The sequence below is a fragment of the Gordonia sp. CPCC 205515 genome, assembly GCF_048537925.1.
Lineage (GTDB): Bacteria > Actinomycetota > Actinomycetes > Mycobacteriales > Mycobacteriaceae > Gordonia.
Map to the genome: position 1 here is coordinate 132,927 of NZ_JBCLVJ010000002.1, position 20,767 is coordinate 153,693.

Consider the following 20,767-nt stretch of genomic DNA (forward strand, 5'->3'; position numbering starts at 1 on the left):
GGAGATCTCGTCGTGCGAAGATCCGATACCGTGAATCACTAAAACCGATGTAATCAAGCATCGTGGGGATCTTGCGGTGGGTTTACGTAGGAGGCAGTATCGGCTGCTATGGCCCGACCACGAAACCAAGAGGCGCGCCGGGCCGAGATCGTGTCCGCGGCGACCGTCGCCATCGCCGAACGCGGCCTCATCGGTCTCCGGATCAAGGACATCGCGACCGCGGCCGGGCTGTCACCGGGGTCGGTCGCCTATTACTATCCGGAGCTCGACGACCTGCTGCTCGCGGTGCACGAGGCCGCCGTCACCCGGTTCTATCGGGAGCGACGGACGGCGATCGACGGTGTCGCGGATCCGGTGCTGGCACTGCGCATTCTCGTTGATCTGGGCATCCTCGATCCCGACGACCCGATGGCGGTCGCGCTCTACGAACTGCACCTGCACAGCTCGCGGGAGAAACGGCACGCCGAACTGATGTCGCAGTTGTTCGAACTCGAGGCATCGCTCTATCGGACGGTTATCGACGAGGGCGTCGCGTCAGATGTGTTCATTCGCGATGTCGACAGCGCGCAGATCGCCACGGCGGCACTCGCGCTCGAAGACGGCTACGGCATTCATCTGGTGGGGCGTAATCGGCACCTCGATGCCGCCGCCGCCAGGGCCGCGATCCGTGGGTATCTCGCCGCGGCCCTGGGCTGCGATCAACTCATCGTGCGGTAATCGGTAGCGGCGATTGACCTGTGCCGCAGAGATTTTCCGGACTCAGCACGCGGTCGAGCACATCGTCGTCGACCAGTGCCGAGCGCCGCACGAGGTCGGGGATGGAGGCTCCGGTGGCGATCGCCTCGGCCACGAGCGCGGTGGCGGCCTCGTATCCGAGCAGGGGGTTCAGCGCGGTGGCGATGCCGGCGGAACCGAACACCATGTCGCGCATGCGGTCCGGATTCGCGGTGATCCCGCGGATGCACCGGTCGCCCAACACATCCGCAGCGGCCGTGAGGTGGGTGAGGGAGGAGAGCAGGGCGCGCGCGATGATCGGCTCAAAAGCGTTGAGCTGCAATTGTCCCGCCTCGGCGGCCATGGTGACAGTGAGGTCATTGCCGATCACCTCGAATGCGACCTGATTGACCATCTCCGGGATCACCGGGTTCACCTTGCCCGGCATGATGCTCGACCCCGCCTGTACCGCAGGCAGATTGATCTCACCGAGGCCGGTGCGCGGTCCGGAGGACAGGAGTCGAAGGTCGTTGCAGATCTTCGACACTTTGACCGCAGCGCGTTTGGTGACACCGGAGAGCTGTACGAAGGAGCCGACATCCGAGGTGGCCTCGACCAGGTCGCCGGCCGTGGTCAGCGGGAGGCCGGTGATCTCGCGGAGGTGACCGCACACCAGCGCCGCGTACTCCGGATGGGTGTTGAGTCCGGTGCCGATGGCGGTGCCGCCCAGGTTGATCTCGGCGATGAGCGCAGTGGCCTCGTCGACGCGGTCGGCGTCCTCGCCGATGGTCACCGCGAACGCCCCGAACTCCTGCCCGAGCGTCATCGGTACCGCATCCTGCAGCTGGGTGCGTCCGAGTTTGAGCATGCCGGCGAACTCGTCGGACTTTGCGGCACAGTGTGTGACCAGCCCGCGCAGCGCGGCGGCGAGCGACCGCGACGCGCTGCCCAGCGCGATTTTCACCGCGGTGGGGTAGACATCGTTCGTACTCTGCCCGAGGTTGACGTGCTCGAGCGGATGGATCACGCGATACGCCCCGCGCGGATGCCCGAGAATCTCCAACGCCCGGTTGGCGATCACCTCGTTGGCATTCATGTTGCTCGACGTCCCGGCCCCACCCTGGATCTCGTCGACGACGAACTGGTCGTGCAGTGCCCCGTTCCGGATGTCCACGCACGCCGCGATGATGGCGTCGGCGATGGTGTCGTCGAGCAGCCCGAGTTCGCGGTTCGATTCGGCGGCAGCCTGTTTCACTGCGGCCAGCGCGACGACCAGGTCGGCGTGGCGGGAGATGGGGACCCCGGTGATGGGGAAGTTCTCCAGTGCGCGAAGGGTATGCACGCCGTAGTAGACGTCGGCGGGGATGTCGCGATCACCGAGCAGATCGTGTTCGGTGCGGGTGGGCTGGGTCGTCATGGGGTTCCTCAGGAAGCGTTGGACAGCAGGCGGTTACGGATCGCTGGCTGCGTAGCCGCATCGACGACGGTGCCTGCCAAGGCAACCGCGCCCTGGGCGATGGCAGTCTCGGCGGCGCTCGACATGGTGGCTTCCGCGAACTCGGGCTGATGGTTGACCGCGGGTAGGGAGTCGATGCCGATGTAGGGGTGGATCGACGGAATCACCTGCGACACATTGCCCATATCGGTCGATGCCCGTGCCATCGTCGCATCCGGCCCGGAGCCGAAGGTGCGGCCGGCGGCCAGCGCGCGCCGTTCGTAACAGGCGAGGAGGTCCTCGTCGGTCCGGAACTCGGCGTAGGGCTTCGACTCCGGAGTCACGGTGAGCTGTGCGCCGGAGGCGAGGGCGCCGGCCTCGAAGCAGCGCATGACGCGCGGTTCGATCTCGGCCAGCTCGGCGAGTGTCTCGGCGCGCACGTACCAGCGGCCCTCGGTGCGTTCGGCAATGGCGTTGGGTGCCTCACCGCCGCGGGTCATCAGGCCGTGCACGCGCACCGAGTGCGGAAGTTGTTGCCGCAGCAGTCCGATGGCGACCTGCGCGATGGTGAACGCGTCGGCGGCGTTGACCCCGCGCTCGGGATAGGCTGCGGCATGCGCCGACTTGCCGTGGTACTCGATGTGGCTGTGCGACACGGCGAATGGTCGTGCACGGGCGACATCGGCGGGACCGGGGTGCACCATCGCGGCGGCGTGCAGACCGTCGAACCCGCCGCGTTCGAGCAACTCGATCTTGCCGCCGCCACCCTCCTCGGCCGGGGTACCGATGACACTCAGCGTCAGGCCGAGATCGTCGACGAGTGGCGCGAGCGCGGTGGCGGCGCCGACGGTGATGGCCGAGATCAGGTTGTGGCCGCAGGCATGTCCGAGTCCGGGTAGGGCATCGTATTCGGCGCACAGGGCGAGGTGCAGGTCGCCGTCGCCGATGCGCGCGGCGAACGCGGTGTCCAGGCCGCCGAACTTCTCGGTGACGGTGAAACCGTTGTCCGCCAACTGCTCTGCGACGCGGCGTGCGGACCGCGCCTCCTCCCACGCGACCTCGGGATTCTCGTAGAGTTCCCGGGATAGCCCGATGAGGCCGTGGTGAACCGCAGACACCCGGGTGTCGATCGCGGTGTCGATGGCGGTCACAGGTCCCCCGGAACCCCGTAGGAGGGAGCGCAGGTCGGATCGACGCCGCGCACCCGGTAATCGTTCTTCTGCGGCTGCCACACCTGCCACAGCGCGCGGAGGTCGGCCAGCGGATCCTCGGACCAGTCCACCCGCAGATCGGTGACCGGCCACGAAACATCCTCGACGACAAGCAGTCCCGCGGAGTGCACCGGACCGGCCTCGCCGCCCGCGGACAGCGCGGCGTCTAGTCCGTCCACGAGGCGCTCCTCGAACGCGGTCGCGGTGCTGTCGGCGTAGCCGGCCAGCAGGGCGTCGATGACGGCGGTGTCGGCGAGGAGGTTGCCGGCGGCCACCGCCTGATCGCCCTCGACCGCGGTGTACACACCGAGGCTCAGCGACCCCGAGTGCACGGCGGTGGTGCCGGCAGCATCGACCACGGTGACCTGCCGGTGATCGGGGTAATCCTCGGTCGCCAGTGCGGCTTTCAGGGCGGTGGCGGCATCGGCGCCCGTGGCCAGGCCGTCGAGGACGGCCGGCCCCAGCGCCGGGTTGGTGATGTTCTGCGACGCGACCACGCCGACTCCGGCACGCACGTGGGCGCACCTCGCGGCGACGGCGGGACTCGACGAGCAGATGACGATACCGAACGCGCCCGTCGCGGGGTCGCGAGCAACCAGTGACATGGTCATCGGTCGGCGTCCTTGGCGTCGCTGAGGACGGCGGTGGCGTCGATCTCGACGAGCCACTCCGGACGAGCGAGCGCTTCGACGACCAGCCCGGTGGAGACCGGGAAGACGCCCTTGAGCCAGCGACCCATGACCCGATACACCGTTTCGCGGTACCGGATGTCGGTGAGATAGACGGTGACCTTGACGATGTCGTGCATCGAGCTGCCGGCCTCGTCGAGCAGCATCGCGATGTTGCTCATCGCCTTCTCGGTCTGGGCGGCGACATCGCCGATGCCGACCGATTCGCGGGTGTCGAGATCCTGACCGATCTGGCCGCGCAGGTACACCACACCGCCGGCGACCACGGCCTGACACAGGTCGTTGTCGAGGTTCTGCTCGGGGTAGGTGTCGCGGGTGTTGAACGGACGGATACGGGTGTGGGTGGTGGCAGGAGAGAGTGCGGCGCTCATGGGGCACAAGTCCTTTCGAGTCGGAGTGGGTTAGTGGGCGGCCAGGGCGGGTGCGTCGTAGGCCTGGTAGCTGCGCTGGATCGCGATCTGATCGGCGAGGTATTTGGCGTCGTGCCATACGCCCCAGATAAAGCTCGAACCGCGCCGCGACAACCACGGCAGGCCGAGGAAGTAGACGCCCGGCTCCGACGACACACCGCGCTGGTGGCGTGGTTTGCCGTTCTCGTCGAACGCGTCCACCTGCAGCCAGTCGTAGTCGTTGGCGAAGCCGGTCGCCCACACGATCGAGGTGATGCCGGCCGCCGAGAGATCGAGTTCGCGGACCGGGTCGGTCATGCACGCCGGGTCGGCGCCGAGGATGCGGGCGTCGGGCTCCTCGGGCAGGTCGAGACCGTTGCGGGCAATGTACTCGTCGGCTTCGTCGAGCATGGAGAGGTAGTTCGCGTCGCCGGCAGCGATATTGGTGCGAAGGTCATCGGCGAAGCGCATGACATCGCCGTCGACGCCCTCGGCGCGACCGAGCAGCGTGATGCCATCGGCGGCCAGTGCGCGGAAGTCGACGGTGTGCCCGCCGTGGGCACCGCTGACCGCGATCGTCACATGTTCGGCGCCGACCGGCGGGGCCGCCATGTCCCACTTGCCGAGAACGCCCAGCCACCAACAGAAATCGCGGCCGCGGTAGGAGCGCGGTGGGCGGTCGTGCGGGCCGACGGCGAGGTAGACCTCGCGGCCGGAGCGCCGCAGTTCGTCGGCGATCTGTACACCCGACGACCCGGCACCCACGATCAACACGTTGCCGTCGGGCAACTGCTGCGGATTGTGGTAGCCGCTGGAATGGATTTGGTGCAGTCCGGCGTCGGCGGGCACGACCGGTGGGATGATCGGCTTCTGGAACGCGCCGGTGGCCGACACGAGGTAGCGGGCGTCGATGGTGCCGGTCGAGGTCTCCACGTGAAAGCCGGGGCGGCCGTCGTTCTTGCGGACCGAATGCACCTCGATGCCGGTGCGGATCGGGGCGTCGAACTTCTGCGCGTAGGCAGCGAGGTAGTCGGCGACCTGCTCCTTGGAGGCGAACGCGTCGGGGTCGACGGTGAACTCCATGCCGGGGAATCGGTCGTGCCAGGCGGGGCCATTGGCGACGAGGGAATCCCAGCGCCACGAGCGCCATCGCTCGGCAACCCGGTCACGCTCGAGCACCAGGTGCTCGACGCCCGCCGCGGTGAGATGCTCGCTCATCGCGATACCGGCCTGACCCGCACCGACGACGAGCACCTCGATCTGTTCGTCTGCCATCTCAACCTCCGCTGTCCCAGACTGTGTGTTGAGTCCATGATTCAGCGATCGATTGCATCTGTACAGCGGATAGAATTGATCTATTGCATCGGTTCAATAGATGCAAGGCTTTGACTCGATGCTCCGCTGGCGCTCCGCATCGGCTCAGCCGGCGGAGAGGGTGGTCAGGTCGTCAGGTCACCGAGAGGGATCTCCGCGTCGGCCAGCTTCTCGGTATCCACCGGCTTGCCTGAGCTGATCAGCTCCTTGATCCCGTCGAGTTGATCCCAGATGTTGACCTGCATCCCGGCCAGCACCCGTGAGTCCCCGTCGAGCCAGAACGCCAGGAACTCACGTTTCTTGACGTCTCCGCGGAACACGACCGTCGCGTAATCGGTTGCGTGACCGCTGTATTCCATGCCCAGGTCGTACTGGTCGGTGAAGAAGTAGGGCAGGTTGGTGTACTCCGCGGCACCGCCGAGCATATTGGCGGCCGCGACCGCAGGCTGATTCAGTGCGTTGGCCCAGTGCTCGGTCCGGACACGCGTCCTGAGAATCGGGTGCTCGGCGTTGGCGATGTCGCCGACTACGAAGATATCCGGATCACTGCTGCGCAGACCGGCGTCGACCAGGACGCCGCCGCCGTCGATGTCGAGACCTGCGGATTCGGCGAGTTCGAGGTTGGTCTGTGCGCCCGCGGCCACGAGCACCACATCGGCGTCAATGGTCGACCCGTCCTTGAGTTTCAGGCCGGTGGCCGCATCGTCGGCGGTGGTGATCTCGGCGACCTCGACACCGGTGCGCAGATCGACGCCGTGCTCGCGGTGCAGGTCGGCGAACACCTCGGCCACCTCGGCGCCCATTGCCTTCAGTAGGGGGAGCGACTCCGTCTCGCAGACGGTGACCTCGGTGCCGCGTTCCCGGGCGCTCGCGGTGACCTCGAGTCCGATCCAGCCCGCTCCGACCACGGCCAGGCGTTTGCCTTCCCCGAGGACGTTGCTCAGGGCGCGGGCGTCGTCGATCGTGCGCAGATAGTGCACCCCCGTGGCATCCGCGCCCGGCAGGGGTAGGTGACGGGAGCTTGCGCCGGTCGCGAGCAGCAGTTTGTCGTACGGCTGGGTGGAATCGTCGGGCAACGTGAGGGTTTTCGCTGCGGCGTCGATGCCCGCAACCTGGGTGCCCGGTCGCAGATCGATGTGTTGATCGCGGTACCAGGCGCGGTCGAAGACGGTGAAGTCGTCGAGATCCTTTTTGCCGGCCAGGAATTCCTTGGAGAGCGGGGGTCGTTCGTAGGGCAGGTGTTCCTCGGCGCCGAACAGGATGACGGTGCCGGGGAAGTCCTTCTCGCGTAGTGCCTCGGCGGCCTTCGCGCCGGCCAACCCGCCGCCGACGATCACGATGGTGGTCATATCCCGTGCCTCCCTTGGCTTTTGGCCAGCGCCAACGGCTTCAGCGGAGGCCTGGTTTCGAGCACGATCAGTTCGGGATCCACCCTACGCGCGCTCGTCGACCAGATCAGCCGGTTGCGTCCGGCCGCCGCTGCACCCAGGCAGGGTGTTTGGCGGTTCGGGCATCGCCCGACGACTGGCGGCGCAGCCGACGAAGCACCCAGGGTGTGAGGTGTTCGCGGTAGAAGTGGAGGTCCGCCGCGACGCCGGGTTTTTCCGACGACGCCGGGCGTGGCGGGGTCGGAGTGGCGATGCCGATGCCGGTCAACACGAGTGCCGCGACCCGTTGGTGCCCGACCGGGTTGAGGTGCAGTCGGTCGGGCGACCAGTACTCGGGTCGTCGGATCTCGCTGTCGTGGAAGACGTCGACGAACGTCACTCCCTCGTCGGCGGCGACGGCGGCGACCTCGGCGGTGAGGTAGTCGCCGCGTCGTCGGATGACCTCGCTGAAGGGGAGGCCGTTCGACGGGTCGGCGCCGGCGAGGACCACCACCTCGATCCCGGCGTCGCGGCAGCGGCGGATGGCGGTGCGGGTGAGATCGATGAGCCGGGTGAGATCACCGGTCCGCAGCATGTCGTTGCCGCCGCCGTTGAAGGTGATCATCGTCGGGAGTGGATCGAGCGCGAGCGCCGCGTCGATCTGCTCGGTGGCGATGGGCTCGAGGAGACGTCCGCGGATCGCCAGGTTCGCGTACTCGACGGTGCCGTGGGCGGCGGCGAGACCGTCAGCGACCAGGTCCGCCCACCCGCGTGGTCGGTCCGGGTCGTGTGTCTCGTCGCCAACGCCCTCGGTGAAACTGTCGCCGACGGCGACATAACGCAGTGTCTGCGTGGCCTTTTCCATCCCGAATCTAGGTGACGGTGAGTCCGCCGTCGACGGGGACGGTCTGCCCGGTGACATATCCGGCGGCCGGGGAGGCGAGCCAGATGGCGGTGGCCGCGAGCTCCTCGCCCTGCCCGGTGCGGCCGAGCAGCACGCGCGGCAGTTGCGATTCCAGGTAGCCGTCCTGGTAGCCGTCGGTCATCTCACTGGCGAAGAAGCCGGGCGCGATGGCGTTCACGCGAATTCCCTTGCGGGTACCCCATTGTTGTGCGAGGTCGCGGGTCAGTCCGATGACACCGGCCTTGCTCGACGCATAGGCGGCCTGCGGCAGTCCCGCGGTGGTGATGCCGAGGACGCTGGCGATGTTGACGATCGCGCTACCCGGCTGCATCACCCGGCCGCAGGCCTGCGCCATCCAGTACGACCCGTTGAGGTTGATGTCGATGACCGAGCGGAACTGATCCGGGGTCTCGCGGGTGGCGGGTACGGCGGTGCCGACACCGGCGTTGTTGATCAGCACGTCGACGTGACCGAAGGTCTCCATGGCGGCGTCGATCACCCGCTGGCACTGCTCCGGGTCGACGACGTCGGTGGGGACGACGAGTGCCTTGCGGCCCAACGCCTCCACCATCGCGGCGGTGTCGGCGAGCTTATCCGCGCGGCGCGCGGCGAGCACGATATCGGCGCCGGCTTCGGCGAAGCCCTTGGCGAACGCGACGCCGAGCCCCGACGATGCGCCGGTCACGACGACGACCTTGTCTTTCATGTCGAACAGATCCAGAACAGGCATGTGCCGCAATCTCCTTGCTAGATGATGGTGGGGCGGATAAAGATCAGAACCAGGCCGGGTCGGCGTCGAGCGTGGTGCGGTCCAGCGAGGCCAGCAGTGCCAGCTGCGCACCGGTTTTCGGGAGCTCGTACCGGAAGAAGTACTGTGCCGCAGCGCGTTTGCCGTCGTAGAAGTCGCCGGTCTGTCCGTCGGCGGCGAGGAGCTGCTCGAGCCAGATCCACGCGAGGACGATGTGCCCGGCGGCCTCGAGGTAGGTGCTGGAATTGGCCAGTGACACCGCCGGGTCGCCTGCCGACCACACCTGCGCGGTCACCGACACCAACTGCTCCAACGACTTCCGCAGTTCGGCCGCGTACGGTGCGGCGACCTCGGAGGCAGCGGCCCGGTCGACGGTCGCGCCGATTGTCTCGGACAGCAGCGCCAAACCGGCGCCGCCCTTCATGACGACCTTGCGGCCCAACAGGTCCAGCCCCTGGATGCCGTGGGTGCCTTCGTGAATGGGGTTGAGCCGGTTGTCGCGGTAGTACTGCTCGACGTCGAATTCCTTGGTGTAGCCGTATCCGCCGTGCACCTGGATCGCAAGACTGTTGGCCTCCAGGCACCACTGCGACGGCCAGCTCTTGGCGATCGGGGTGAGCACGTCGAGCAACAGGGTGGTACGGGCCCGCTCGTCGCCGTCGGTGGTCGCCTCGATGTCGACGAGCTTGCTGCAGTAGAGGCCCAGCGCCAGCGCGCCCTCTGCATAGGACTTCTGCGCCAACAGCATTCGCTTCACGTCGGCATGCTCGATGATCGGCACCGGCTTGCTGGAAGGATCCTTGGCGTCGACCGGGCGGCCCTGGGTGCGCACCTTGGCGTATTCCACGGACGCCTGGTAGCCGGCGTATCCCAGTGCGGTGGCCAGGAATCCGACGCCGATCCGGGCCTCGTTCATCATGTGGAACATGTAGGACAGACCCTTGTGCTCCTCGCCGACCAGATACCCGACAGCGCCGGGAGTGGTTGTGGGGGAGTGGGTTCCGTCGCCGAAGTTCAGCAGGGTGTTGGTGGTGGCGCGGTTGCCCATCTTGTGGTTGAGGCCGACCAGTGCAACGTCGTTGCGGGTGCCGTCGGCCAGGTACTTGGGCACGATGAACAGCGAGATACCCTTGACGCCCGCCCCGCCGCCGGGCGCCTTGGCGAGCACCAGATGCACGATGTTCTTGGACAGTTCGTGATCGCCGGCGGAGATCCACATCTTGGTGCCGGTGACGCGGTAGGTGCCGTCGTCCTGCGGGACGGCCTTGGTGGTGATATCGGCCAGCGACGATCCGGCCTGCGGCTCGGACAGGCACATGGTGCCGAAGAACCGGCCCTCGACCATCGGGCGCACCCAGGTGTCGATCTGCTCGGGCGTGCCGTAGGTGGCGAGCAGGTTGGCGTTGCCGACGGTGAGGAACGCATACGACGACATCGCCGCGTTCGCGGCCTGGAACCAGGCGCTCGACGCGCGGGAGACGACGGTGGGCAACTGCATGCCGCCCAGCGACTCGTCGAACGACCCGGCCAGCAGGCCGGCCTTCACGAACTCGTCGACGCCGGCGCCGATCTCCGCTGGCAGCACCACCTTGCCGTCGTCGCCGATGTAGGGCTCGTTCTGGTCGCCGAGCTTGTTGACCGGCGCGAACCGCTTGGTCGCGAGGTCCTCGCTGAGTTCGAGCACCGCGTCGAAGGTCTCGCGAGAGTGCTCGGCGAACCGGTCCCGGCTGGTCAGGGATTCGACGTCGAGCCACTCATAGAGCAGGAACTCGAGATCGCGTCGGGACAGCGGGGTGGCCATGAGACTCCTTCGGTTTCGGATGGGCAAATGCAGCTAAGCACTCGCTCATTTCCTAAGCACTTGCTTATAATGCCTGAGGAAGGGTTCATGGTCAACGTCGAGAGGAAGTGATGGCGGAGCGAGCACGGGATTCGGCCGCGGCCGGACGCATCCGTACGGCGGCGATCGCATCATTCGCCGAACTCGGATACGGCGGCACCTCGACGCGGCAGATCGCCAAGCGCCTCAACATGAGCGCGGCCGCGATGTACCCGCACTACAAGTCGAAGGAGGAGCTGCTCTACGCGATCTCCCTCGAAGGTCACCGTGGGGTGCTCGCCGGGCTGCGTGAGGTCGACGACGAAACCCGTTCGCCGGCAGACCGACTGGCGACGGTGGTGCGGGCGTTCACCATCTGGCAGGCGGAGAATCACGACCACGCCAAAGTGGTGCAGTACGAACTGCACGGCCTGTCCCCGGAGCACTACCGCACGATCACCGCGCTGCGTCGACAGACCACCGAGGTGATCGCGCGCATCGTTCGGGCGGGAGTGGCCGCAGGCGATTTCGACGTGCCCGATGTCGACGATGTGGTGCTGGCGATGTCGTCACTGTGCGTGGACGTGTGCCGCTGGTTCCCGTCGCGCGAGCATCGGGATCCCGACGCGCTGGGTGAGGCCTACGCGGCGATGGCGTTGCGGTTGGTGCGGTCGAAGTAGCTCAACCTGCCACGCTCGACCAGGTGAAGTCCCCGGCATCGCTGCCGAGGCCGGTGGCCACGAGTCCGGCTACCGCACAACCGATCTGGGCGGATTCACGCAAACCGAGGTCCTGTGCGCGGGCGGCCAGGAAGCCGGCCGAGAAGGCATCCCCACAGCCACTGGTGTCGATGACCTCGACCGCGGAGGCGGGTACGTGCTCGGAGTCGAGTTCGGTCACCACGCGTGCTCCGCCGGCGCCTTCGGTCACCGCGACGCACTCCACCCCGAGTTCCACGAGACGACGGCAGGCGGAGACCAGGTCGGCGTCGCCGGTCAGCCCGCGCACTTGTTCGGCGTTGGGCAGCAGGTAGTCCAGGTGCGGCAGGATCGGTTCGATCCAGTCGAGCATGCCGGCGTTGCCGTCGGCGAGCAGGTCGGCGGAGATGGTGGTGCCGGTGTCGCGGATGTCGCCGAGCAGATCGGCCAGCACCGGCGGATTGAGGAGTTCGGGAGCCCCGAGGTGGACGTGGTCGACGCCGGTGAACAACTCGAGCGGAGCGGAGTCGAGGGGATAGGCGAGGTTGGCGCCCGGCATGTGCACGGCAGGGCGGTCGCCGTTGCTGCGGATCGGCAGCATGCTCATCGACGTCGGCTGATCCACCTCCATGAGGTGATCGGTGTTCACCCCGAACCGGTTGAGCATCCGCGACAGGAGGTCGCCGGCGTCGTCGCGGCCGATCGCGCCGACGGTATGGACCTCAATCCCGAGTTTGGCCAGCGTGATCGCGGTGCCGCCGGCCGGCCCGGCCGCCGACATGCGTAACGCAGGCACGAGCACCGAGCTCTGACCCGGCGGTATCTCGTCGACGGGTTGGGCGAGCACATCGAGGACGTGGGCGCCGAAGGTGGCCATGCTCATGAGTCGCGATCCTCTCGATCGGTGCGGGGGAATGGGGAGTAGTGCCGCTGCGCCGCGGCGACGACGGTGGCGATCACGTCGTCGTGGCTCAGCGTCCTCGGCGGCGCGACCGCCGCCGAGCGCAGGTAGATGTCGGCGAACCAGTCGACGAGTTCGATGCGGTCGCAGGCATCGTCGAGGGAGTCTCCGTAGGCGACGGAGCCGTGGTTGCGCATCAACGCGGCAGAACGGTCGGTCAGCGCCGCCGCGACGTGGTCGGTGAGCTCCTGACTGCCGAACACCGCGAACGGCGCCACCCGGACCGACCCGCCGATCGCGGCGGCCGTGTAGTGCACGACGGGTAGTTCGTCGACGAGGTTGGCCACCGCGATGGACGCGACGGGGTGGGCGTGCGCGACCGCGCGGGCAGACGTGTGGCGGTAGACGTCGAGGTGGATCTTCAGCTCTGACGTGGGGGTGTAGGCGGTCTGTTCGGCGATCGTGCCGTCGAGATCGACGATGACCATCTGATCGGCGGTGACCTCGCCGAGCAGACATCCCGATGGGGTCAGCACCACGTGATCGTCCACGCGGGCCGAGAGGTTGCCGCCGGTGCCATGGGTCATGCCCGCACGGTCGAGGCGATGCGCAGCGTCGGCCAGTGCGGCGCGCGAGTCGGGATAGAGCATGGGTGCGACGTTACCCGCGCCAGTCGACGTCGACGGTCTTTCGGATCACTGTGGCGGCGGCAACTCCAGCGCACGGGAATGGCGCATTCGCCACGCGAGGTACGCGACACCCAGTCGGGCCCTGCCGAGACCATCGAACGGATCGAATCCCAGTCCGGCCGAAAGGGTTTCTATGCGCGACTGCATGGTCGAGTGGTGGATGTCGAGGGCTCGGGCGGCCTGTCGGGCACTGGGGGCGTCGATCAGCGACGCGATCGTATCCCGGGCCCAGGAGTGTCCTTCGAGGAGCGTATCGAGGTGATCGACGTCGGGGTTGGCCGATGTCGACGGAGTGTCCGCCAGCATGTGGACGAGGCCGCCGTAGAGTTCGGCGTCGACCACGGAACTCGAAGGACGTTCGCACAGCTGCAATGCGATGAGCGCGGTGCGGAAGGAGGTGGCGAGGTCGTCGATCGTCGCGCCGACCCCGAGCCCGCAGGGCGTCGCAGGTACCTCGTCGGCGGTCACCGCGGCGGGGGCGATCATCGCGTGGATGGTGCCAAGAGAAGTGGGCAACACATCGCTGGTCCACGCCGGATGCGTGTCCCATTCGGCGAACAGGGGCATCGCGATCGCACGATAGCGCCCGGTCGGCAGTCCGAGTCGGGCCGCCGCCTCGCGTCGTTCGTCGACCGATCGCTCACGGTCGAGGAGAGTAGGCAGATCGCGTCGGGCGCTGTCCGGAGAGGCACCCGACCGACGGATGCCGACCGCCAGGGCCAGCCGCTCCAGGATGATCGCGTCGTTGGCCTCTTCAGGTCCGTCTCGTTCGATCCACACCTGGGAGTCGGCGTCGACGTCATGGGTGTGCCGGTCGGTCGGCGGTGCGCCGGTGAGGGTTTCGCCGAGGGGCGATACCCGAGGTCCGAAGGAGCATCCGGCGGGAGCGCCGGCCAATGCGGCGGCGGTGGCCAGGAGGCCGTGGATGTTCACCTGTCCGACCACGAGTTCGTCGAAGCAGGCGATCACCCGGAGGCCCAGACTCGCCGTCGGATCGAGGGCGGCGATCCGACCGAGGAGTTCCTGCACAACGTCTCCTATGAATCTCCGACGATGGTGATGTGGTGACCCTACGCCGCGTCGCCGGGTCCCGAGGGTGAGACGGGCCCGGCGACGAGGAACCCCCGATAGTTACTGGAACAAGGTTGTAGCGTCAGGCGCCGAGTGCGCGGTACACAGCGGTCTCGAAGTCGAGGTACCCGCCGACCGACGTGGGATCGGCGAACGGGAAGATCTGCGTCGCCCAGTAGCCGCCGATCTTGTTTCGCCGGTCGATCCAGTAGTAGAGGTTCGCCAGCCCCGCCCACGCCAGCGAGCCGGCCGGTCGGCCCGTGGGGGCGTCCTCGTCGTTGATCATGAAGCTCAACGCCCACGACTTGGGCATGCCGGGGAAGAACTCGGCGTCGTTGGACAGCGTGGGGATGACCCCGGGCAGCATCTTCACCTTGAGGTCGCCCAGATGGTTACGCTCGGCGTCGGCGACCGTCTCGGGACGCAGGATCTGCTCGCCGGCATCGGACCGCCCGTCGTTGAGCCACATGCGGATGAACGTCAGGTAGTCGCCGACGGTCGAGTACAAACCGTGGCCACCCATGTGCACCTCGGGGTCGTCGGGCAGGGCGAACTCGTGGTCGGCGGTCAGCGAGTCGTCGGCGTTGCGGTGGTGCATGGTCGCGGTGCGGTCGCGCATGTCGTCGGTGCGGTTGAACGCGGTGTCGGCCATACCGAGCGGACCGAGGACGTTCTCCTGCATCACGTCACCGAGCCGGCGGCCGGTGATCGCCTCGACCACCAGGCCGGCCCAGTCGAGGTTGGTGCCGTACTCCCACGCGGTGCCCGGGTCAAACAGCAGTGGCGTCTTGAGCGAGGCCATCGAGGAGGTGACGATGCTCGGCTGGCCATGGTCGGTGGCCAACTGGTTATAGGTCTCGTTGAAGAAGTCGTAGCCGAAACCTGCAGTGTGGGTGAGGAGTTGGCGTGTCGTGATATCTGACTTCGGTGCTCGTAGACGTGGCTGCCCGTCGGTATCGAAGCCGTCGATCACCGCGACCTCCCCGAGTCGGGGTTCATACTCGCGGGCCGGGGTATCGAGGTCGAGTTCGCCGCGCTCGACGAGTTGCAGTGCCGTGGTACCGGTGATCGCCTTGGTGGTGGAGAAGATCGCGAGCACCGTGTCGGTGGTCATCGGCGTGTCGGTATCGAGGTCGCGCGCCCCCGACGATTCGAGCACGATGGTCTCGCGGTCGGTGGTCACTCCGGCCACGACACCCGGCACACGGACCGAGTTCTCCGACGCCCCGCGGATCACCGCCTCCGCGGCGGCGCCGACCTTCTTCGGATCGATGATGGGTGCACTCATAGTGTTTCCTTTCCTTCTGTGGGTCAGTCGGCAAGCATCCGCTGCACCCACGAAAAGCGGGCGCGCAGCATGGCTTTCGCCATGGCGGTGTGTGGGGCGAAGATGTCGCAGGCGTGGAAGGCGCCCGGCCAGACGTGCAGTTCCGCGTTGACTCCCGCCGACCACAATCGGTTGGCGTAGGTCACCGCCTCGTCACGGAAGATCTCGCAATCGCCGACGTCGACGAAGGCCGGCGGCAGCCCGTGCAGATCCTCGGCCCGGGCAGGGACGGCGTAGGGCGACACCTCAGCACTGCGGTATGCGTCGCGAAGGTATGCGCGCCAGCCGGTTTCGTTGGAGACCCGGTCCCAGACCCCGACCCCGTCGAATTGTCGGGTGGATGGTGCGATGCCGCGGTCGTCGAGCATCGGATAGGACAACAGTTGCCCGCGGATCGCCGGACCGTCGCGATCGCGCGCGGCCAAGGCCAGTCCGGCTGCGAGGCCGCCGCCCGAACTCGCGCCCGCGACGAGTAGCCGTCGCCGGTCGATGCCGAGGTCGTCGGCGTGGCGGGCGACCCACTCGAGGGTGGCGTACATGTCCTCCCGGGCATACGGGTCGGCGAATTCGGGTGCGAGCCGGTACTCGGTGCAGATCAGGATCGCGCCGAGGCGCTCGACCCAGTCCAGTGTCGCGTCGAGCGCATTGAACCGATCCCCGAACATGAGGCCGCCGGAGTGGGCGTAGACGATCGCGGGTCGTCGTGACGTCGCGCGGAGAGGGGAGAACAGAGACAAGACGATCGGATCCTGGTGGTGGCCTTCGATGGTCACTTCCCGATGCGACACCGCACGGCCGCGCATCGTCTCGTCGAGTGGGCGCGAGGCGTAGGACTTCCGCATGAAGCCGATCAGGTCCGGTGTGACCGTGGGCGGAAACGTGCCACCGACGACCGCGAGGCTGGCCCGGAGTTCCGGATCGAACCGCGGGCCGGTGCTCGGCGACTGCTCGGACTGTGTCACAGGCCACAGTCTAGGAATGCCGGTGACCAGATCGGAACCGCCGACGTGATGCAAAACAGCGGGCCGGTGGCCGCCAGTTGGCGGGGTCCGTGACGTGTCGTCCGAACGTCTGAACTTCGGTCTGTTCCGGAACCGGATGCCGACCCCGCACGTCCAATAGGCAATCAGCCGACGACGGAGTCGACCGAACAGAGGGGGACCGATGTCCGAACAGCTAATGATTGAACTGCGCCAGCTGGTGTGGGCGCGCGTGATTCCTGGTTTCGTCGGGCTGCCCGACGTCGAATCCGATGTCCGAGACTGGGCCGAGGACACCGGCGCGCCGGCGGACCAGGCCGTCGCCGAGGCCCGACGACTGTGGGCCGAGCGCGATGCCGAATCCCGGCTCTGGACCGACAGCGGTGATTACGGCCGCCTGCAGGCGGCGTTCGATGAGCTCGACGCGGCTGGGGTGCTGTCCCGCATGAACTTCGCCTGTTGCGCAACCTGCGCCACCCACGACATCGACGACGAGCGGACCCCGAATCCGGCGACCGACGACTGGTACGGCTACCGCGAGTGGGCCTATGTCTACTTCCACGAACAGGACGCCGAGGGACTCGCCGACGACGAGCCGATGCTCTACCTCGGCTACAGCGCTTTTCGGCCGCACCCGAATCTGCCGGTGACGCTGCTCGACGCCATGTCCGACGGTGACATCGCCGCCGAACGTGAGGTGCACGAACGCACCGAGACTCTCGTCGCGACACAGATCGTGGACGTGCTGCGCCGCCACGGGCTCGACGTCACCTGGTCCGGTTCGCGGCGCGACCGCATCGCGGTACGGATCACCGCGTGGCGAAAAACGTTGCCGCAGAGCATCGCCAGCTGACGTAGGCCCCTCACAGGTGAATCCCGAACTCCTTGATCTTGCGGTAGATCGTGGCGCGCGAGATGCCGAGCGCTTGTGCCGCGGCGGCCTTGCTGTTCCCGTTCTCCTCCAGGCTGCGTACGATGGCGTCGCGTTCAAGTGCCTCGATCCGCGTCAGCGTGTGGCGACTCAGTGATCGGCACGCCGGCGGGAGCTGATGGACGTCGATGATGCCGGACCGTTGATGCATCACCACCTCCCGCAGGATCTGCCGCAGTTCGGCGACGTTGCCCGGCCAGCTGTACTTGCTCAGATGACGCATTGCCTCCGCGCTCACCGCCAGTTCGCGGCCGCGCGTCAGCTGCCGCAGCAGTGTCGGGATCAGATCGTGCAGGTCTTCGATGCGATGCCGCAGCGGAGGTATCGGCACGGTGTGGGTGAAGAACGGCAGCAGGATGGCTCCCGACGCGGTGTCGGGATTGCCGTCGGAGATGGTCATGCCCACCCAGCCGGAGTCCTCGAGTCCCTGCAGCAGACCGGCCACCTCGGTCTGGATCGCTTCGTCGAACTGGTCGACGTCCTTGAGGATGATGCTGAAGTCCTCGCGGTCGAGCTCACCGGCCAACGCGTCCATCGTCTCCTCGTGGCGTTCGAAGTCGCGCGCGGAGAACACCCGGGTCGATCCGCGGGCATGCTGGGCGGCGGCCCGCAGCAGCGATGACCGGCCGCACCCGCTTTCCCCGGACAACGCGATCCACTGACCGGCCTCGGTGTAGCGCACCACGCGGTCGCAGCATTGCCGCCACGACGAGCTGCGGCCGACGACGCCCGGCAGCGAGGCGTTCTGGAGGCGCGAATCGGCGGGCGTGGGCGCAGGCTTCTCGGCGTGCAGCAGATGCACGAAGAAGACCGCCATCCCGGCCTTGTCGTCCCAATACTCGCTCACCGGGGACAGGCGCACCACGTGGCCGCTGGGCAATGTGCTGACCCGCCGCGTCGACGATCCATCCATCGTCTGGTCGACGGCGTGTTCGAGCAGGGCCACCTGATCCTGCGGATCGACGGCCAGTCGGAGTCGCTGGTTCATCAGCACGACGTCCCCGGCGAGGGCGAGCACCATCATCTGCGGTGCCCGTCGGCAGGTCGACAGGTAGGCGTTGAGGAGTCGGGACTCCCGCTCGCTCGCCTGCGACAGCATGCGTTGCTCGATCTGGGCGGTGGCGGACTTGGCCAGGGACAACAACAGCGGGCCGCTGTCACCGACCCAGCCGGTGAGGTCGAGGGCGCCGACCATCGAGCCGGACACCGGATGCACGATCGGCACGCCGGCGCAGGAAAGTGACGCGAAGCAGCCTGCGTAGTGCTCGGAACCACGGACCAGTGTCGGCTGCCGGGTTTCGAGCGCGGTGCCGATGCCGTTGGTGCCGGCGTACTCCTCGCTGTAGCTGAAGCCGGGGGCGAGCCGGACGTCGTCGAGTCGATCCTCGAGTGCGTGGCTCGCGGTCGCGCGGGAGAGCACGACGCCGTCGGATGAGGTGAGGATGATGCTGACGGGTTCGGCCGACAGGTCGTCGGCGAGTTGATGGATGACCGGTCGCGCCGCGGCGATGAGCGGACTCTCGAGGTTGGGTTCACGTATGAACGGCAACTCGAGCCGGTCGGCGTGCACATTGAAGTCGCGTGAGCGTCTCCAGGACGTCGAAATGTTCTCGCGCACACCGGAGTCGATGCTGTCGCCGGTCAAGAAGCGTTCTCGGGCGATGGCGATCGGTGTGGGCGAGGGGGTCTGAGAGCTGGGCTGCGATCTCACAGAACGATGAACTCCTCTGTGATGTGGATCTCACATCAGTAACAGTGTAACCGAATCCGGCGGGGCGGTTCGGACGGATTCGGCGATGTGTGTCGAGGGGGAGGGCCGGCCGCGATCAACGCCGCGAACATTGCTGTTCGGATCACGGCCGGCCCAGCTTGAGAGGGGTTCGTCAGTAAATGTTAGACGGGCGAACCATTCCTTCCGCCAAGTCGCCGAAGCCGGGAGCGACGATCGCACCGGGATTCGTCAGCACTTCCTCGACGATCGCGGTCTCGGTCGTGATGAGCAGTGCCGCAATGGAAGCGGCGCTCTCCAGCGCGGCCTTCGTCACCTTGCACGGATCGATCACGCCCTCGTCGAACATGTCGCCGTACTCGCCGGACAGGGCGTTGAACCCGTGCCCGAGCGGCAGCCCACTGACGACATTGACGACCTCGTCGCCGTCGAATCCGGCGTTCGTCGCGATCCAGCGCAGCGGCTCGGCGAGCGACCGGCGTACGACCCCGATACCGACGCCCTCGTCACCGGCCACATCACCGAGCGCGTCGAGTACGCGGTGCGCCTGGGCGAGTGCGGTGCCGCCGCCGGAGACGATGCCGGCCTCGACCGCAGCCCGGGTCGCAGACAGTGCATCCTCCACGCGCAGCATGCGCTCCTTGAGTTCGACGCTGGTCACGCCACCGACCCGGATGACCGCGACACGACCAGTCAGTCGCGCGATCCGCAGTTCGAGGGTGTCGCGGTCGGCATCGATGCGGGCGCGCTGCAGTTGCGCCTCCAATTGGGCGACCCGGGCGTCGACCAGCTTCTGCTCACCCGCCGCCCCGACCATCGTGGTGGAATTCTCGGTGACCGTCACCCGGTCGCAGGTGCCGAGATAATCGATCGACACCTCGGAGAGTTCGACCCCGGTGTCCTTGGCGATGACGCGGCCACCGAGAGCGATTGCGAGGTCCTCGAGTTCGGCGACGCGACGATGACCGAAGCCGGGGGCGCGGACCACGACCGACTGCATCGTCTTGTGCATGTTGCCGCCCACGAGCAGCTGCAGCGCGGGCCCGTCGACCTCCTCGGCGAGCACCAGCAGCGGCCGATCGGCGCGTTTGGCGGATTCGATGGCCGGCATGATCTCCTGGACCGAGGTGATCTTCTTGTTGGTCAGCAACACGACCGGGTTGTCGAGGACGGCCTCCATCCGCTCCGGATCGGTCACCATGTAGCCCGAGGTGTAACCGTGGTCGAACTCGATGCCGTCGACGATGTCGACCGTCAGGCCGATGGTGTCGCTCTCCTCGGTGGTGATCACCCCGGTGCGGCCGACGTGCTCGACGGCCGTCGCGATGACCTCACCGATGACCTCGTCGTCACTGGCCGCGAGGCTGGCGATCCGTGCCAGGTCATCCCGTCCGCCGATCTGGACCGCCTGCTCGTCGAGCACGCTCAACACGGCTCCCACTGCGCGTTCGATCCCGCGCCGGACCCGCATCGGGTTGGCACCCTGATCGACTGCGCGCAGCCCTTCGCGCACCATCGCCTGTGCCAGCACCGTCGCGGTGGTGGTGCCGTCACCGACGACACCGTTGGTTTTCATCGCGACTTCCTTGACCAACTGTGCGCCCATGTTTGCGAACGGATCCCTGAGTTGGATCTCGCGCGCGATGGTGACACCGTCATTGGTGATCGTTGGTGGACCGGTCAGCTTCTCCAGCACCGCATTTCGACCTTTCGGGCCGAGCGTCACCTTGACGGCGTCGGCGAGGGCGTTGACTCCTCGCTCCAGCCGCAGCCGCGCTTCGGCGTTGTAGCGCAACTCTTTGGCCATGATCGTGCACCTTCTCTCAGTTTGTTGTGGGATTGATGGGTTGG

19 protein-coding genes are annotated in these 20,767 nt (G+C 67.2%); 3 read left to right on the plus strand and 16 right to left on the minus strand.

Features of this window, described 5'->3' with window-relative positions:
* Positions 1-108 precede the first annotated feature (108 nt).
* Positions 109-717, plus strand: coding sequence for a TetR/AcrR family transcriptional regulator (locus tag AAFP30_RS00810; RefSeq protein WP_419227929.1), 609 nt, complete (start codon positions 109-111; stop codon positions 715-717).
* Here AAFP30_RS00810 and AAFP30_RS00815 read toward each other — a convergent pair.
* The 9 genes from AAFP30_RS00815 to AAFP30_RS00855 form a co-directional block, all read right to left on the minus strand.
* Positions 704-2,131 (minus strand): aspartate ammonia-lyase, encoded by a 1,428-nt coding sequence (locus tag AAFP30_RS00815; RefSeq protein WP_419227930.1) that lies wholly within the window; start codon positions 2,129-2,131, stop codon positions 704-706. The genes AAFP30_RS00810 and AAFP30_RS00815 overlap by 14 nt on opposite strands.
* 8 nt (positions 2,132-2,139) lie before the next feature.
* Positions 2,140-3,300, minus strand: a complete 1,161-nt coding sequence (locus AAFP30_RS00820) for a M20 family metallopeptidase (RefSeq protein WP_419227931.1) — start codon at positions 3,298-3,300, stop codon at positions 2,140-2,142.
* Positions 3,297-3,971, minus strand: a complete 675-nt coding sequence (locus AAFP30_RS00825) for a DUF1028 domain-containing protein (protein ID WP_419227932.1) — start codon at positions 3,969-3,971, stop codon at positions 3,297-3,299. The genes AAFP30_RS00820 and AAFP30_RS00825 overlap by 4 nt, the downstream gene beginning before the upstream one ends.
* Positions 3,968-4,420 (minus strand): RidA family protein, encoded by a 453-nt coding sequence (locus tag AAFP30_RS00830; protein ID WP_419227933.1) that lies wholly within the window; start codon positions 4,418-4,420, stop codon positions 3,968-3,970. Before AAFP30_RS00830 ends, AAFP30_RS00825 begins: the two co-directional genes overlap by 4 nt.
* Positions 4,421-4,450: 30 nt before the next feature.
* Entirely contained in the window at positions 4,451-5,713 is a 1,263-nt protein-coding gene (locus AAFP30_RS00835) for a flavin-containing monooxygenase (protein WP_419227934.1), read from the minus strand.
* Between the two features lie 164 nt (positions 5,714-5,877).
* The gene (locus tag AAFP30_RS00840; protein WP_419227935.1) at positions 5,878-7,101 is read right to left on the minus strand and encodes an NAD(P)/FAD-dependent oxidoreductase; all 1,224 of its coding nucleotides are present in this window, start codon (positions 7,099-7,101) and stop codon (positions 5,878-5,880) included.
* A gap of 106 nt (positions 7,102-7,207) precedes the next feature.
* Entirely contained in the window at positions 7,208-7,984 is a 777-nt protein-coding gene (locus tag AAFP30_RS00845) for an SGNH/GDSL hydrolase family protein (protein ID WP_419227936.1), read from the minus strand.
* 7 nt (positions 7,985-7,991) lie between these two features.
* Positions 7,992-8,753, minus strand: a complete 762-nt coding sequence (locus AAFP30_RS00850) for an SDR family NAD(P)-dependent oxidoreductase (RefSeq protein ID WP_419227937.1) — start codon at positions 8,751-8,753, stop codon at positions 7,992-7,994.
* A gap of 43 nt (positions 8,754-8,796) precedes the next feature.
* Positions 8,797-10,572 (minus strand): acyl-CoA dehydrogenase, encoded by a 1,776-nt coding sequence (locus AAFP30_RS00855; protein WP_419227938.1) that lies wholly within the window; start codon positions 10,570-10,572, stop codon positions 8,797-8,799.
* 110 nt (positions 10,573-10,682) lie between these two features.
* Here AAFP30_RS00855 and AAFP30_RS00860 point away from each other — a divergent pair, with 110 nt between their 5' ends.
* Positions 10,683-11,270: a TetR/AcrR family transcriptional regulator gene (locus tag AAFP30_RS00860; RefSeq protein WP_419227939.1), complete on the plus strand. Its 588-nt coding sequence runs from the start codon at positions 10,683-10,685 to the stop codon at positions 11,268-11,270.
* 1 nt (position 11,271) lies between these two features.
* On the opposite strand, the gene AAFP30_RS00865 is transcribed toward AAFP30_RS00860, so the two are convergent.
* The 5 genes from AAFP30_RS00865 to AAFP30_RS00885 form a co-directional block, all read right to left on the minus strand.
* Positions 11,272-12,171 carry a carbohydrate kinase family protein gene (locus AAFP30_RS00865; RefSeq protein ID WP_419227940.1) on the minus strand — a complete coding sequence of 300 codons (900 nt, stop codon included), beginning with the start codon at positions 12,169-12,171 and terminating at the stop codon, positions 11,272-11,274.
* Positions 12,168-12,839: a class II aldolase/adducin family protein gene (locus AAFP30_RS00870; RefSeq protein WP_419227941.1), complete on the minus strand. Its 672-nt coding sequence runs from the start codon at positions 12,837-12,839 to the stop codon at positions 12,168-12,170. The genes AAFP30_RS00865 and AAFP30_RS00870 overlap by 4 nt, the downstream gene beginning before the upstream one ends.
* 45 nt (positions 12,840-12,884) lie before the next feature.
* Positions 12,885-13,907 (minus strand): helix-turn-helix domain-containing protein, encoded by a 1,023-nt coding sequence (locus AAFP30_RS00875; protein WP_419227942.1) that lies wholly within the window; start codon positions 13,905-13,907, stop codon positions 12,885-12,887.
* 124 nt (positions 13,908-14,031) lie between these two features.
* On the minus strand, positions 14,032-15,237 hold the full coding sequence (locus AAFP30_RS00880; RefSeq protein ID WP_419227943.1) for a serine hydrolase domain-containing protein: 1,206 nt from the start codon (positions 15,235-15,237) through the stop codon (positions 14,032-14,034).
* A gap of 23 nt (positions 15,238-15,260) precedes the next feature.
* Positions 15,261-16,238, minus strand: coding sequence for an alpha/beta hydrolase fold domain-containing protein (locus AAFP30_RS00885; RefSeq protein ID WP_419227944.1), 978 nt, complete (start codon positions 16,236-16,238; stop codon positions 15,261-15,263).
* A 202-nt stretch (positions 16,239-16,440) separates the two neighbouring features.
* Between AAFP30_RS00885 and AAFP30_RS00890 the strand changes: the two genes are divergently transcribed.
* Positions 16,441-17,109, plus strand: coding sequence for a DUF6891 domain-containing protein (locus tag AAFP30_RS00890; protein WP_419227945.1), 669 nt, complete (start codon positions 16,441-16,443; stop codon positions 17,107-17,109).
* Between the two features lie 10 nt (positions 17,110-17,119).
* Here the strand turns inward: AAFP30_RS00890 and AAFP30_RS00895 are convergent, their stop codons facing one another.
* Together AAFP30_RS00895 and groL are read right to left on the minus strand one after the other, a co-directional pair.
* On the minus strand, positions 17,120-18,898 hold the full coding sequence (locus AAFP30_RS00895; RefSeq protein WP_419227946.1) for a sigma-54-dependent Fis family transcriptional regulator: 1,779 nt from the start codon (positions 18,896-18,898) through the stop codon (positions 17,120-17,122).
* A gap of 172 nt (positions 18,899-19,070) precedes the next feature.
* Positions 19,071-20,723: a chaperonin GroEL gene (gene groL / locus AAFP30_RS00900; RefSeq protein ID WP_419227947.1), complete on the minus strand. Its 1,653-nt coding sequence runs from the start codon at positions 20,721-20,723 to the stop codon at positions 19,071-19,073.
* Positions 20,724-20,767 lie beyond the last annotated feature (44 nt).

Coding starts and splice junctions, on each gene's coding strand:
- AAFP30_RS00810 (WP_419227929.1), top strand. CDS start 109: ATGGCCCGACCACGAAACCAAGAGGCGCGCCGGGCCGAGATCGTGTCC.
- AAFP30_RS00815 (WP_419227930.1), bottom strand. CDS start 2,131: ATGACGACCCAGCCCACCCGCACCGAACACGATCTGCTCGGTGATCGC.
- AAFP30_RS00825 (WP_419227932.1), bottom strand. CDS start 3,971: ATGACCATGTCACTGGTTGCTCGCGACCCCGCGACGGGCGCGTTCGGT.
- AAFP30_RS00830 (WP_419227933.1), bottom strand. CDS start 4,420: ATGAGCGCCGCACTCTCTCCTGCCACCACCCACACCCGTATCCGTCCG.
- AAFP30_RS00835 (WP_419227934.1), bottom strand. CDS start 5,713: ATGGCAGACGAACAGATCGAGGTGCTCGTCGTCGGTGCGGGTCAGGCC.
- AAFP30_RS00840 (WP_419227935.1), bottom strand. CDS start 7,101: ATGACCACCATCGTGATCGTCGGCGGCGGGTTGGCCGGCGCGAAGGCC.
- AAFP30_RS00845 (WP_419227936.1), bottom strand. CDS start 7,984: ATGGAAAAGGCCACGCAGACACTGCGTTATGTCGCCGTCGGCGACAGT.
- AAFP30_RS00850 (WP_419227937.1), bottom strand. CDS start 8,753: ATGCCTGTTCTGGATCTGTTCGACATGAAAGACAAGGTCGTCGTCGTG.
- AAFP30_RS00855 (WP_419227938.1), bottom strand. CDS start 10,572: ATGGCCACCCCGCTGTCCCGACGCGATCTCGAGTTCCTGCTCTATGAG.
- AAFP30_RS00860 (WP_419227939.1), top strand. CDS start 10,683: ATGGCGGAGCGAGCACGGGATTCGGCCGCGGCCGGACGCATCCGTACG.
- AAFP30_RS00865 (WP_419227940.1), bottom strand. CDS start 12,171: ATGAGCATGGCCACCTTCGGCGCCCACGTCCTCGATGTGCTCGCCCAA.
- AAFP30_RS00870 (WP_419227941.1), bottom strand. CDS start 12,839: ATGCTCTATCCCGACTCGCGCGCCGCACTGGCCGACGCTGCGCATCGC.
- AAFP30_RS00880 (WP_419227943.1), bottom strand. CDS start 15,237: ATGAGTGCACCCATCATCGATCCGAAGAAGGTCGGCGCCGCCGCGGAG.
- AAFP30_RS00890 (WP_419227945.1), top strand. CDS start 16,441: ATGTCCGAACAGCTAATGATTGAACTGCGCCAGCTGGTGTGGGCGCGC.
- groL (WP_419227947.1), bottom strand. CDS start 20,723: ATGGCCAAAGAGTTGCGCTACAACGCCGAAGCGCGGCTGCGGCTGGAG.